A 14,545-nucleotide genomic window follows, 5' to 3' on the forward strand; every position below is an offset into this window, starting at 1 on the left:
TTTATTCATTCTCACTGATTAGTATGTGTATGAATTAATTTCTCTTTAATTCTCTTGCGGGGTTTCCTATAACAGTACTATTATTTTGTACATCTTTTGTTACTACTGAGCCTGCACCAACTACAGAATCGTTATCAATAATAACTCCAGGAAGTAAAGTGGCATTATTTCCAATTGAAGCACCTTTCTTAATAACAGGACCTTTCAACTCATAAGGAGATTTACCCATGTATTTATCGTTGGACATAGAAACACAAGGACCAATAAAAACGTGATCTTCTATAATGGTATCACCTGTCACATACGCAAGTGTTTGAATAGTACATGCCTTACCAATCGTACTATTTAATTCAATGATAGCACCCCTACCAACCACAGTATCCTGATCAATTATTACGTTCTCCCTTATACTTGCATGATCTCCAATGAATACATGTTGACCAATAGTGGTGCCAGAATAAATGCTGACCAGGTTGCCTATCTTCACATTCTCTGAAATTAATAATGTAGTAGAACTTTTGTTGCCTCTCATCCTATTATTTCCTTGTGGCTTTATACCAATTACACAGTTATTACCTATTTTTGAATTTTTCATGATATGGGTGCCTTTTAAGATCACGCTGTTATGACCAATCTCGACCCCTTCTTCTATCAAAACACCCTCTTCTACAACTACATTTCTCCCTAGTGTCACACCATTAAGATTCTTCACGTAGATCACCTCTGCAAACGTTATTTATAACATAGTGTATGTACTAACCTCAATAAAAGTTTGGACTAATTTAAACATTTAAATGTTTGTCCAAGCAATTTCATTTATTTTGCATAGTATATTAAAAATAGGTATAAGAGGTGTTCAATTTGAAGATTGGAGTTATTGGTGCTGGTAAAATGGGAGAGAAGCACATTAATGCCTTATTGGCACTTAAGGATCATGTGACACTACTAGGAATATTTGATAACGATAATAAAAAGAGTCAAGCCATTTCAGAGAAATATAAAATTAAGCGTTTCCCTACTATGATCGATCTTGTAAGAAGTGTGGATGCAATAAGTCTTTGTGTGCCAACTAATTATCACTACGAACTTGCGAATCTATGTTTAGATGAAAATGTTCATTTATTAATAGAAAAACCCATCACTGCTAATAGTTCTGATGCAGAAAAGATTGTTGAAAAAGCTCAATCTAAAAACTTGATTGTACAAGTGGGGCACATAGAATTATACAACCCTACCTTTAGATTATTAATGGAGCTATTAAAGTACGAGGATATTTACTCTATCAATTTTAATAGGTTAAACCCAACTGCTATCCGTTTGGATTCCCCTGATGTTGTCAGTGACTTAATGATTCATGATGTATATCTATTAGAAGAGATCACTAAAGGTGAAAGAATTAAAGAAATATATTCAATTAGATCCCCAAAGAACAATCACCATGGGAACGATCATGTAACGTCTATTCTTACTCTTCAATCCGGATTGATTTGTACATTAACGGCAAGCTATAAATCGAAATATAAAAAGAGGCAAATCGAAATTATAACCAACCATTCATACTTTGATGTAGATTTGATTAACCATACGATTAAGACGATTCAAGTCTCCTCTCATTATCCTGAAATAGAAGATATTATAAGTCAAAATAAAGTTTCTACAATTAATATTTCTGCTCCTGAGTATGATTCATTACAAATGCAACTATTAGATTTCATTCAAAATGTTAAAACCCACAAGCAGCCCAAGGTTACCGCTGAAGATGGAATGATTTCCCTTTCCATTATAGAAAGGATACTTGCAAACCTAAATTAGTCTTATTATCTTTTCCTAAAGAAAGGATGTGTCTAAAGATGATTCCCTTTTCGATCATCATTCCTTTTCATTCAAAGGATCCATACAGAAAAAATGCCTTAAGTGTAGTTATGAATTACTACAAAACCTTGTTTCCAAACACAGATATCATAATCGCTTACGATGGGAATGATCCTTATTCCAAATCTTCAGCAATAAATAAGGCAGTAAAAAAAGCTAAAACTGAATTCATTGCCATTGTAGATGCAGATATACTTTGCCCCAAATATGCTATTTTTACAGGCTTGAAGCTTCTTAAATATTTTCCGCTTATACTTCCATTTAACAATGTGTGTGATTTGTCCCGCCCCTTGTCAGAAAAGATATATGAGAAACCAAATTTCTCTCTAAATACTTCCCTGTTACATGGTAAAAACCGGCATCCTAAAAAGTCGATTCCCGTGGGTGGAATAAACTTAATCAAAAAAACATGCTTTATGAAGATTAAAGGTTTTGATGAACGTTTTAAAGGCTGGGGTGGTGAGGACGATGCATTTGTTGCTGCTTGCGATACAATATGTGGTCCTCATAAAAGATTAACCGGTGACATTTATCATTTATGGCACCCACCCAAAAAAGCTAAAACAAACCCATACTATTCAAATAACCATAGAATTGTTATTGAATATTTTAAAGCCTATAATAAAAAAGAAGAAATGATGAAAATCCTTTCAAAGAGGAAGGGAATTTAAAGTTATATATATTCGAAGAGGGAGACTGATTCTCCTTCTTCGAGTATTGTCAGGTCAACGTTTTTCAACAGTTAAAAGGGATCTGCCATATAGCAGATCCCTTTTAAAAATGAAATTTGTCACCCGTAAATTTTGATATCGACTTCCCTTACGTTACCATTAAATATTTTATAGCATCTGATATTTGCTTCTCCCCTTCCTAAGGCAATGATGAAATAATAAATTTGTTGGCCAGGGGCATGCTTAATATCATCGTTTGAAGGTACTGCTTTACCAAAAGGATGAGAATGATAAACTCCAACTAATTCTTCATGATTTTTTTTCAGTTCACCCAATATTCTATCTTGATCATGAATATCAATGGCAAATGTATAAGGAGAAGGGTTTGTGTTTCTGGTCGGCCATACATTTTTACAAACCTTAGTATGACCAGAAATAAATCCGCATGCCTCATTCGGAAGCTCTTTTTTACATTCCGCTTCAAGTAATTGAATTAATTTCTTTGAAATATAGACTCTTTCTTTATGCGTTACACCCGCATCCCTTAAATTTGAACTTTGTTCGTTTCGCTTCCATTTTCTTTTTTTGTTCTTTTCTAATCCCAATGGGTACACTCTTTTGCTGCTTATAAATTTTATTTAAATCCTTGGATTGCATCTTTTTCCCCCCTTTCAAATTCATCGAATGTATTTGTTCGGATTAAACATTGTTCGTTTCGCTTCAGGAGCCATCGGTATATTTCCATACTCTTCAAATTGAGGGTTCCCCTGAGGAACTTGTTTACTTTGCTGTTTCATTTTATTATAAAGATCATTTTTCTTATTTGACTGAGATTTTAGTTCTTGACGAAGTTTAGTCAGTTCTTTCTCCAGCTCCACTTCACGCTGGCTCTTGCCCTTCTGCTTTCCTGTCTCTTTCTCATTCATTAACGTCATCTGTTTCTCAAGGTCTGTTTCTCTTTGTTTAAATTCTTCAATTTGATTCCTTAATGCATGAAGTTCTTCCTCGTAATGCTCTTCGATTTTCTTAAGCTCTTCATGCAAGACACTCATTTTCTGTAAGTAATTCTGAGTGGTTTCTTCTCTTTCATTGCTCTTATTCAATGATTCTTTCACTTCATTGAATTTTCCTGAATACGATTCTAAATGTTCTTCAATCAAATTAAGCTTCTTTAATATTTCAGGATGATTATTTTCTTGTTTCCCCCATAAAAAATTCCACATTTTTGTATACCACCTTTCATTCTTTCCATTCATGTATTGCTTCTCTTGCTTTCTGATCCATGCTAATTGACTTGTGAATGCTTTAGCATATACCTCGACCTCAATGGACCTTTTGCTCTCTGATAAGAAGTACTCATTCGCTTCCATCAACAAAGAAATTGCATCATTTTTTACACTTTCTAGTATTGATCTCTTATGGCTAAAAGTGCTTTCATAAATCACCCTTATTTCTGGAATGGCTGTGGGAAGTAAATGGTCATTAACTTCCCATAAGCTATTTCCAGAAAAGCTATCATCCATATTATCTGGTATATTGGTTGCTTCATTGATAAATTCAGATTCACTTTGAAATGGTCCTTTCTTTAATTCATGTTTCAGTTGAAGATAAATCTCATGTTTCAGTTCCATATCTTGTAATAAGTACTCAATTTGTTCTGTCAACATCTGAATTGTATGGTGGTTCTCCGCGATTTCTAATTGATACACTTTATGTTTTGATCTTTCCCTGGACAATTCCTCAGACACATTCTTTATTCGCCTTGAATAATGATTATAGAGGGACTCAAGTTCTTCAGATATTAAATGAATATCATTCATGACTTCCGGGTAGCCTGTGCCATCTTTAGATTCATCCTCCTCCACTGTCATCACATTCACCTCCATTGATTTCTTTGTATTATCTTATGTATGGTTTGTTTACATGTTAAAAAAAAGGAGAGAGATTCCTCTCTCCCTCATTTAATTAATCATCCAATCCGCCAAGCAGGTCAGCAAATGTATCACACTCACCGAATTCTACCAATGCTTCAACTACTCCACTGTCAAAGATTACAACATTAGCTGTATTTCTTAAGATTAAGCGGAAGCCTTCTGAGATTGGTCCCAATAAACCTGTGAAGATCTGTAATTCGTAGAATAACTGTTCAGGAGCACCATCAAAGTACCGGATTCCTTCTCCTACAGCAGTCAAAGCGTCCTCTCCACATGTTACGCTATCGATGGAAGATGGATCGAAAGTGAAGCTGAAGTCAGGTTGGAACCCTGTTCCAGTTGGAGCCGGTGTAGGACCTACTTCAGTATCAGTGAAGGAGTAAGACCATGTGCTATCAGCAAGTGAACATTCTTGACAAATCTCTGCTCTAAGAGTCGATAGACCTGTTACAACGTCTGCGGTTGCACCGGAACCAAATGTTGCAAGTGTATCTTCATTTCTAGCAAGAGCAGTCGCCTGGCATTCACAGTTATCAACCGGGAATAACCCTGGACATTGACGAGGGAATTCCAGTAAACTCAGGTCACATTGAAGTCTTTCTTCAGGTACCGGAATATTGTTTGGACGTGGGAAGCAGAATTTAGCCAATACTTCAAGTTTAACCGGGTACTCTACTTGAACATCTTTACATAGTACGACTTTCAATGGGATCATTGGTCCAAATGGATCCGGTCCCATTAATACTCCACCAGAAGTCGCAATAACTTGAGTCGCTCTGATGTTTAAGTTGTCATTTGTAATTCCTGTCGGTACGCAAAGCATAATTTCGTCGGTGAATTGAGTGCGAATAGTGAATGAACACTCTGCTACCCCATCAATTAAAATCGTAACGTCTACCGGTACTGTCCAGACGATAAGAACTTTTCCAGGATTACCATTTTCAATGATAGTACCTGTTACGCTGACGTCAGCCGGGTCTACTGGAGCAGTCTGCACCTCTACTCTTTGACCTGCCGCCAATGCTGCACTGACTGCTGCACGACATGCTTCATCAGGAATAAAGTTCTTGTTCTCATACTTGTTCGCGAAGAACACCCAGTCATACACTTTGTCTACTCTAATACATTCAGGTGCTAAATCGTTTGGATCCAATGGGATACTGGTTGGCGTTGGAGTCGGAGTCTGGGAACCCCTAATTTGTTTACGCTTCTTCAAAAAAATCCTTCCTTTCTTTTAATGAATATTATATTTCTATCACACTATATCCTATGGACGAGAAAGAATTTGGTATAGAGAAAATACCTATTTTTATAAAAAAAAATAATAGGCATACTAATAGTTTTTTAAAACTATGAAAAAATAGGCTAATCATATAGACTTTTGTCAGTACTCCAATTTCAAATCCGGCATATCATATACCATAAGGAAGGGGGAATCTATAACCTTTAACGAATTGCTCCACTTGTAATGTAAAATGATCAAAACTACAATAATATGACATTCATATATATTTCTTCAAAAACAAGCTTCTGATTGGTTACGCTTACTCTTTTAAATGAATATTACGAACGTAAACGCTTATATTATCATTGCAATGATATTTATTATAAATATAAAAGCCATGGAAACACTGGGAAGTTTTCATGGCTTATTTTTATGGACAAATAGCGTTCACATTGATGAATACATATACATAATAAAAAAGATAAGAAAGGAGACCTCCTGGATGAAACAACTTTCTCCTATACAATTGCAGCAGCAAATCATTCATTATAAATCTGAAATGGAAAAATACAAACAAAAATGTTCATTATTGGAAAAAGATTTCCTCGCTCAAAAATACAAGTCCTTAAAAAAAGAACATCAACTTTTAGAAAACAAGATTGAAGAGTATCGAATGCAATGTAAAAAAAGCGATACGGAAAAAGAACAGATCTCCTCAAAATACCATTCCTTCATTAGGGCACAGGAAAAGGAAATGACCAAGCTTCGCTACACGATTAATCATCTAAAGGATCAACTCCATAAAACAACCCAAATACACCTAACGGAAACAAGAAAACAAACGGAACACCAAAAAGAAACAAAGGATGCATTTGAAAAAGAAATCATTTCATTACAAGTGACAAATTGTTATCTTACAAAACAAATAGAAATTCTATTGAAAAACAAACAACAAATAGAAAGACAATTATATATTAAAGAATGTGAATTATTGGAACTGGAAGTGTTAGGAGAGGAATTTCAAAGGGAGTGGAATGCACATAAACAACACTTACTCACCCAGAACAGCTTTGAAGAACATAAAAACTACAATCTCTTGCATCAGAATGACTCCTTGAAAACTCAACTTTACCTAAAAGAAACGGAATTACTAGAACTTGTGGAGCTGGTGGAGAAATTGAAAATTGAGTGGGCGGAAACAAAAGAACATTTGCTCATCCAGAATGACTCTGAGGAACATAAGAACTACAATCTCTCTCATCAGAACGACTCCTTGAAATCTCAACTTTACCTAAAAGAAACAGAATTACTAGAACTTGTGGAGCTGCTGGAGAAATTGAAAATTGAGTGGGCGGAAACAAAAGAACATTTGCTCATCCAGAACGGCTTTGAGGAACATGAAAACTACAATCTCTTGCACCAGAACGACTCCTTGAAAACTCAACTTTACTTAAAAGAAGTAGCACTGTATGAAATCGAGCAAGCTTTTTCAGAAACTACATTCTTTTATGAGGACCTACTTACCACAAAAGCGAATCAGCTTGAACAGGCATCGAAAATGCAAATCGAAAAATCGGCCTATATCCAAAAAATCGAAACATCACTAAAAAGGCTGTTGGAAGAAAAAAAGGACTATACCACGACCCTTCATACATTAAGGAAGAACATCAAACTTATGAAGGAAGACGTATTCAGTTTCAAAGAGGAAGAATCAGCTGAAATGAAAAATAAAATAAAGAGCTATGAAGACACTATTCAGCACCTGCATTTCACAAATGCTCACTTAATCGAAGAAATCAATAAATTAAAGAACCGGGCACCCAAATAAGGAGCCCGGTTTTTTCTATTACATAAATTCTTTGACTAATTCATCAAATTTATCCTCATCTAACTTTAAATCATGTGTACTCAATGGCTCTTCAGAATACCCGGTTACAAGATCCTGGTATGAAGGCTGTTCTTTGTTTTGATAAATCAATCCAGTTACCAGTCCATCCTTCTCCATGAGGGTATTCATTGCTTGTTCACGATTTGATGGATCATAGCCTTCAAGGTCAGAGAGCTTTGTCAGGTTTTCTTTAAACCAGTCGTACGTATTAATCTTATTATATGTTACGCAAGGACTAAATACGTTGATCAATGAGAAGCCTTTATGATTTAGACCTGCTTCAATAATCGCCGTCAGCTCTTTCAAGTCAGATGAGAAACTTTGGGCAACGAATGTTGCGCCGGCTGTCAGTGCCATTTCCATCGGTGCCAGTGCTGGCTCAATGCTTCCTTGAGGCGTAGACTTTGTCTTAAAACCAGATGACGAACGCGGAGAGGTCTGTCCTTTTGTCAGCCCATAAATCTGGTTATCCATAACGATGTATGTGACATCTACATTACGACGGATTGCATGGATCGTATGGCCGAGGCCAATGGCAAATCCATCCCCATCCCCTCCTGAAGCGATGACGGTTAAATCCTTATTCGCCATTTTCAATCCTTGAGCGATAGGAAGGGAACGGCCGTGAATGCCATGAAAGCCGTAAGAATTAATGTACCCTGATATACGTCCTGAACAACCGATTCCGGAAACGACTGCTAATTGTTCAGGGTCCAGCCCCACGTTTGCCGATGCCCGTTGGATCGCGGCTTGTACAGAGAAGTCTCCACACCCAGGACACCAGTTGGGTTTAACATTATTTCTGAAATCTTTAAAGGTAGCCATGGATCAGATCAACTCCTTACATCTTGAATGAATTTCATTTGGTAGGTATGGTGTTCCATCATACTTTGTCATTTTTGTGATTTTATTTCCATACCCAACGTTCATTTTGATTATATTGGCTAATTGTCCAGTGGCATTATGTTCAATCACGACCACTTTCTTCGCTGATTGCATCAACGGCTCCAGCTCATCTGCCGGAAACGGATGGATTAAGCGGACATGGGCATGATTCACTTTCAGCCCATCAGCTTCAAGTCGTTCCATTGCTTCTTCAATTACTCCACGTGTCGAGTTGAAACCGACTAATAATAAATCGGATGCTTCATGTGGTGCATGAGTGTGGATTGGATTGTTAAAGCGGATGCTTTCCACCTTGCGCATACGTTTATCCATCTGCGCCTGCCTGTTTACCGGAGATTCAGAAGGCTTCCCTGTTTCATCATGTTCGACTCCTGTTACATGATGAATACCGTTTTTCATTCCAGGAATGACTCGTGGTGATACACCATCTTCAGTCACTTCAAAACGTTTAAAGTATTTCTTTGCTTCTAATTCATTTAATTCGGATTCATCACCAACAAGTTTCCCTCTACGAATTTCCACTTTGCTGTAATCAAGAGGTTCAACCGTTTGCTTCCCTAAAGAAAGCTGAAGATCTGAAAGAATGATGACGGGACATTGATACTCCTCTGCTAAATTAAACGCCTCTACTGTATCATAGAACGCTTCCTGTACAGTACTTGGAGCCAGGATGATCTTAGGAATCTCACCGTGCGTACCGTAAATCATGGCCATTAAATCGGACTGCTCCTGTTTCGTTGGAAGTCCCGTGGACGGACCTCCTCGTTGAGTATCCACCACTACTAAAGGCTGCTCTGTCATACCGGATAAACCGATTGCTTCCATCATAAGTGAAAGACCAGGTCCAGCTGATGCCGTGAATGAACGGATTCCCCCGTAATTCGCCCCGATTGCCATCGTTGCAGCTGCAATCTCATCCTCTGTTTGGATAACCGTTCCTCCTACCATCGGGAGCTTCTTAATTAGGTATTCCATGATTTCAGAAGCTGGAGTGATTGGATATGCTGCCATGAGACGAACCCCGCCAGCCAGTGCACCGAGAGCAATCGCATCGTTCCCGATCATGAACATGCGCTTATTTCCATCGGCTTCCTTCAATTGTAATGAACCAACCTTGATTCCAAGCTCATCTTTCATCGTTTGAAATCCTTGCTTGATGGCTTCCATGTTTTTCTCTACTACAGTTTCACCTTTACGGCCAAAAATCTCTTCCACGACCTCCTTGAAAACGTTTGGATCCAGGTTGAGAACGGCACATGTCGCACCTACGGCTACCATATTCTTCATTAACGAAGTTCCCAGTTCTGCAGCTAACTGAGTGAAAGGAATGATATATAAAGAAGCATCCGTATCTTCAGGCTTTTCAGGCTTGAACTTGGCATCAGCTATAATCACACCATCGCTATGTAATTCTTTATAATTCACATCAATCGTTTCCTGGTCAAAAGCTACTAAAATATCTAAGTCATCAGCAATTGCACGCACTTGTGTAGTGCTTACCCGAATCTTGTTATTTGTATGCCCTCCCTTTATACGAGAGGAGAAATGGCGGTAACCATATAAGAAGTACCCAAGGCGATTGAGGGCCATAGAAAAGATTTCACCCGTACTCTCTATCCCTTCACCTTGCTGGCCGCCAACTTTCCATGAAAGTTGTTCTTTCATTTATTACACCCCTTCAATCAATTTTTGCAACATCTATTAGAGAAGCATATTCTCTTCTTTTCGTTCAAACAACCTATTTCTACAAAGGATTGTTGCAACTCTTATAATTGTATTCACTCTATCAGTTTATCACTTTTCTATTTAAATCACTACTGTATTAAAGAGATTATGAATGTACAGACTTAATTCCTGGTACAAAAAAACCATTAAAGGCATCTCTTTAATGGCAGGTTTTATAGTCAATCTGGTATTCTTCCAACAAAGTTATCAAACAAGAACTTTTCCACCTGTTTCTCGCTATAGTATCGTTGGAGTGTATTGATCAAGTTCTGATATTGATCAAATGATGATAACCCTTGTACGGTTTCTGATATCCCGTCGAAATCTGATCCAAAGCCAATATGGTCCTCTCCACCCAAACTGCAAACATGTTCTACGTGCCTGATAATATCTGAAATAACTGCTGTTCCTTTTTTGTTTAGAAATGGCGGTACAAACGTGATCCCCATGACACTGTCCTTTTTGATTAACGCTTCAATTTGTTCGTTTTTCAAATTTCGGGGATTTGGACAAATGGAGTAGGCATTCGAGTGAGAAGCAATGGGATAATCGGCAATCTCGATTGTATCCCAAAATGCTTTCTCACATAAATGGGAAACATCTGTCCACAACCTGTTCTCGTTTAAGAATGAAACGACCTCATGACCAAAATTGGTTAATCCTCCACCCCTTGGCTCCAGTGCCCCATCTGCAGCAGCATTGGCCCAATTCCACGTCAATCCAACAGAACGCACCCCAAGCCGGTAAAGAATTTCAAGCTTAGTGAGATCCTCTTCTATCGCTTCTATGCCCTCAAGTGTCAGCATTGCCCCGATTTCATCATGTGCTAATTTTTCTATCTCTCTTTTGGAGGTGACAAATTTTAGTTTAGGGTTGGGTTTCAGAATTTGATTATGAAATAAGTTCACCATTTCCAGGGCAGCTTGAAATCGTTGACCTGGCTTCGAATTGGATGGGATATAAATAGCAAATAATTGTACCTTACTTCTGCTTTCGATCAGTTGTGGATAGGTAATATGTAAATTGTACTTCGTTTGAAATGCCTTCTTCCCCGGTTCTAAGTATAACTTCATCAATACATCACAGTGTGCATCAAATAACATGTTTCTTCATCCCTTCAAGTGCCTGACTTTCTTATAAATAATACTATGGAATAATAGAAAGGCTGTCCACTAAAGAATCCCCTCTTTAACGGACAGCCTTTGGTTTATTATCTTGGTTCCACAATTAACTTTATCGCCGTACGCTCTTCCCCATCAATCAGGATATCTGTAAATGCCGGGATACATATCAAATCTAAACCACTAGGAGCCACAAAGCCTCTGGCAATCGCGACTGCTTTAACGGCTTGATTTAAAGCCCCTGCACCAATCGCTTGAATCTCAGCTCCTCCTCTTTCACGAAGAACACCGGCGAGTGCACCAGCTACAGAATTAGGATTAGATTTTGCTGAAACTTTTAATATTTCCATTCCTTTTCCTCCTTGTCATTTCCCCCATACCGTATGTCCGTGGTAAAGAACAAACTTGGTATAAATGATTCCACTGATACTATATTCAGGAAATGGACAAATCATTCCGGTCTCACCTAAAAAAGGAAGGAAACATTTAATATTCTGCCATAAATGGATGGTCTTCGTTAATTAAAATACGTTCGATTTTTTTCGCTTTACCCGTTTTTTGATCAACATCTATTAAGCAGGCACTCAAAATTTTCCGTCCTGTCTTTGGAACTTCAAAGCGAACAGGCAAACTTGTCTGAAATCTCTTCAGAACAGAATCCTTGCTCATTCCCAATACCTCATCGTATGGGCCTGTCATACCGACATCACACATAAATGCAGTCCCATCGGGCAGGATGCGGTTATCCGCTGTTTGGACATGTGTATGGGTCCCTATTACAGCGGATACCCGGCCATCCAAAAACCAGCCAACAGCCTGCTTTTCACTTGTTGCCTCTGCATGAAAGTCAACGAAGATAATGGACGTTCTCTTCTTTGCTTCGTCCACAAGTTCATCCAGTGCCTTAAAAGGGTCATCAAGGGGGGGCATAAAAGTTCTACCTTGGGCATTGATAACGGCAACCTCTTTTCCATACACTTCAGCATAGACCAAACCGCTCCCAGGGGTTCCTTCAGGAAAGTTCGCCGGTCTCACCATTTGTTTCGATGAGTCGATAAAATCGAAAATGTCTTTATTATCCCAAGTATGATTACCTAGAGTTACCATATTAGCGCCATCTTGCAAAAATTGTTTGTAAATCTTCTCCGTTATTCCTCTGCCTGATGCAGCATTTTCCCCGTTAACGATGGTGAAATCCGGTGAGTGCTTCTTTTTTAACTTTGGCAAGTATTCCGTGATCATTTCCCTGCCCATTGAACCGACTACGTCTCCAACAAATAAAATTTTCATGAAAATTCCCTTCTTTATATGTATTCAGTATTGTAGTTATTGTATCACAAATAACTTGCCGTCTATTCATCCATAAACGATCCAAAATAGATTCATCCCCTGGTTAAATAAAATAAACGATAAAAAAAGCTGACTCGAAAGGGGAATATCCCTTTTCGAGTCAACCTCTTATTTCGCGTATTCGACAGCCCTTGTTTCACGGATGACCGTTACTTTAATATGGCCAGGGTAATCGAGCTCATCTTCGATCCGTTTACGGATATCCCTTGCTAATCTGTGAGATTCCAAATCGTCAATGGCTTCTGGTCTAACCATAATACGAACTTCACGTCCTGCCTGGATCGCGAACGATTTCTCAACGCCTTCATATGACTCTGAGATTTCTTCCAACTTCTCTAATCGACGGATATAGTTCTCAAGCGTCTCACTTCTCGCGCCAGGTCTCGCAGCAGATAAAGCATCAGCTGCAGCAACCAGTACGGCGATTATGGACGTAGGCTCTGTATCTCCGTGGTGAGAAGCAATACTGTTAATGACAACAGGGTGTTCTTTGTACTTCGTTGCCAGTTCAACACCAATTTCCACGTGACTTCCTTCTACTTCATGGTCGATCGCTTTTCCGATATCATGAAGTAATCCAGCACGTTTAGCGAGTCTTTCATCCTCACCTAGCTCTGCTGCTAATAATCCAGATAGATACGCCACTTCCATTGAGTGTTTTAAAACGTTTTGACCGTAACTTGTACGATACTTTAAACGTCCCAAGATTTTAATTAAATCCGGGTGAAGACCATGAACACCAACCTCAAAAGTTGTCTGTTCACCAATTTCACGGATGTATTCATCCACTTCACGTCGGGATTTATCGACCATCTCTTCAATTCGTGCAGGGTGGATACGTCCATCCTGAACTAACTTCTCTAATGCAATTCGAGCCGTTTCTCTACGAATCGGATCAAAACCAGAAAGAATAACCGCTTCAGGAGTATCATCAATAATCAGATCAATTCCTGTTAAAGTTTCCAGCGTACGAATGTTACGTCCTTCTCGCCCAATAATTCGACCTTTCATCTCATCATTCGGTAGGTTCACAACACTAACCGTTGTTTCTGCCACATGTTCGGCAGCACAACGCTGAATAGCCAGTGAAAGGACTTCTTTCGCCTTCTTATCTGCATCTTCCTTCGCACGTGTTTCATGCTCTCTGACCATAATAGCGATATCATGGGAAAGTTCATTTTCAACGCGGTCAAGAATGATTCCTTTCGCTTCATCACGAGTTAAGCTCGAGATACGTTCTAGCTCGGTTTGCTGTGATCGTACCATCTCGTCCACTTTGCTTTCCATCTCTTCAATATGTTGTTGTCTCTCGTTAAGGGTCCCCTCTTTTCTTTCAAGTAAGGCTTCACGCTTATCAAGCGTTTCATCTTTTCGATCGAGGTTTTCCTCTTTTTGCATTAAACGATTTTCTTGTTTCTGCAATTCATTTCTTCGTTCACGAAGGTCATTTTCCATTTCTGTGCGAAGTTTATGATTTTCGTCCTTTGCTTCCAATAGTGCTTCTTTCTTCAGAGCATCTGCCTCGCGCTTAGCATCTTCTAAAATGTGCTCTGCTGAACCTTTAGCACCAGCAATCTTTGCTTCAGCAATGGACTTACGAATTAGGTATCCAACAACTACACCGACGATAAGGCCAAGCAAAATGGAGATGATTGTTATAGGTTGCATTATTTCACCTCCTCTTGCTATGAACTGTCATCATGTCTTTTACATGTCGGCTTGTACATTGCTCAAAAGAACAAAATATACAGCGCTAGGCTTTCAAATATTCATTCGAAAAATTTGTAAAATATACATGTTAATTTTAAATCTCTGAAAATTTATTGTCAAGGGGTAGAGCCCTCTATCACTAG

The 14,545-nt window shown here is 38.5% G+C and carries 13 protein-coding genes; 3 read left to right on the forward strand and 10 right to left on the reverse strand.

The annotated features are described in order from the left end of the window. Positions 1 to 34 precede the first annotated feature (34 nt). Complete coding sequence (locus ACQKFO_RS06240; protein WP_427597470.1) at positions 35 to 712, reverse strand: DapH/DapD/GlmU-related protein; 678 nt, start codon at positions 710 to 712, stop codon at positions 35 to 37. A 149-nt stretch (positions 713 to 861) separates the two neighbouring features. Here ACQKFO_RS06240 and ACQKFO_RS06245 point away from each other — a divergent pair, with 149 nt between their 5' ends. Together ACQKFO_RS06245 and ACQKFO_RS06250 are read left to right on the forward strand one after the other, a co-directional pair. After that, positions 862 to 1,812, forward strand: coding sequence for a Gfo/Idh/MocA family protein (locus tag ACQKFO_RS06245; protein ID WP_427597471.1), 951 nt, complete (start codon positions 862 to 864; stop codon positions 1,810 to 1,812). Between the two features lie 38 nt (positions 1,813 to 1,850). Beyond that, positions 1,851 to 2,543 (forward strand): galactosyltransferase-related protein, encoded by a 693-nt coding sequence (locus ACQKFO_RS06250; RefSeq protein WP_427597472.1) that lies wholly within the window; start codon positions 1,851 to 1,853, stop codon positions 2,541 to 2,543. A 119-nt stretch (positions 2,544 to 2,662) separates the two neighbouring features. On the opposite strand, the gene ACQKFO_RS06255 is transcribed toward ACQKFO_RS06250, so the two are convergent. The 3 genes from ACQKFO_RS06255 to ACQKFO_RS06265 form a co-directional block, all read right to left on the reverse strand. After that, the gene (locus ACQKFO_RS06255) at positions 2,663 to 3,148 is read right to left on the reverse strand and encodes a Mov34/MPN/PAD-1 family protein (protein WP_427597473.1); all 486 of its coding nucleotides are present in this window, start codon (positions 3,146 to 3,148) and stop codon (positions 2,663 to 2,665) included. 72 nt (positions 3,149 to 3,220) lie between these two features. Then, entirely contained in the window at positions 3,221 to 4,414 is a 1,194-nt protein-coding gene (locus tag ACQKFO_RS06260; protein WP_427597474.1) for a hypothetical protein, read from the reverse strand. A 94-nt stretch (positions 4,415 to 4,508) separates the two neighbouring features. Next, a complete protein-coding gene (locus tag ACQKFO_RS06265) occupies positions 4,509 to 5,693 on the reverse strand; it encodes a hypothetical protein (protein ID WP_427597475.1) in 1,185 nt (394 codons plus the stop codon). Positions 5,694 to 6,204: 511 nt separating this feature from the next. On the opposite strand from ACQKFO_RS06265, the gene ACQKFO_RS06270 reads away from it, so the two are divergent. Then, positions 6,205 to 7,530, forward strand: a complete 1,326-nt coding sequence (locus tag ACQKFO_RS06270; protein WP_427597477.1) for a hypothetical protein — start codon at positions 6,205 to 6,207, stop codon at positions 7,528 to 7,530. Between the two features lie 18 nt (positions 7,531 to 7,548). On the opposite strand, the gene ACQKFO_RS06275 is transcribed toward ACQKFO_RS06270, so the two are convergent. The 6 genes from ACQKFO_RS06275 to rny form a co-directional block, all read right to left on the reverse strand. Beyond that, positions 7,549 to 8,415 carry a 2-oxoacid:ferredoxin oxidoreductase subunit beta gene (locus ACQKFO_RS06275; protein ID WP_427597478.1) on the reverse strand — a complete coding sequence of 289 codons (867 nt, stop codon included), beginning with the start codon at positions 8,413 to 8,415 and terminating at the stop codon, positions 7,549 to 7,551. A gap of 3 nt (positions 8,416 to 8,418) precedes the next feature. Further along, on the reverse strand, positions 8,419 to 10,161 hold the full coding sequence (locus ACQKFO_RS06280) for a 2-oxoacid:acceptor oxidoreductase subunit alpha (RefSeq protein ID WP_427597479.1): 1,743 nt from the start codon (positions 10,159 to 10,161) through the stop codon (positions 8,419 to 8,421). A gap of 239 nt (positions 10,162 to 10,400) precedes the next feature. Then, positions 10,401 to 11,324 (reverse strand): dipeptidase, encoded by a 924-nt coding sequence (locus tag ACQKFO_RS06285; protein ID WP_427597481.1) that lies wholly within the window; start codon positions 11,322 to 11,324, stop codon positions 10,401 to 10,403. A 107-nt stretch (positions 11,325 to 11,431) separates the two neighbouring features. After that, entirely contained in the window at positions 11,432 to 11,692 is a 261-nt protein-coding gene (gene spoVS / locus ACQKFO_RS06290; RefSeq protein WP_034760060.1) for a stage V sporulation protein SpoVS, read from the reverse strand. Positions 11,693 to 11,828: 136 nt separating this feature from the next. Then, complete coding sequence (locus tag ACQKFO_RS06295) at positions 11,829 to 12,632, reverse strand: TIGR00282 family metallophosphoesterase (RefSeq protein ID WP_427597482.1); 804 nt, start codon at positions 12,630 to 12,632, stop codon at positions 11,829 to 11,831. 168 nt (positions 12,633 to 12,800) lie between these two features. Then, positions 12,801 to 14,360 (reverse strand): ribonuclease Y, encoded by a 1,560-nt coding sequence (rny, locus tag ACQKFO_RS06300; RefSeq protein WP_113968155.1) that lies wholly within the window; start codon positions 14,358 to 14,360, stop codon positions 12,801 to 12,803. Positions 14,361 to 14,545: the final 185 nt, after the last annotated feature.

This window comes from Rossellomorea sp. NPDC071047 (assembly GCF_050270195.1).
Lineage (GTDB): Bacteria > Bacillota > Bacilli > Bacillales > Bacillaceae_B > Rossellomorea.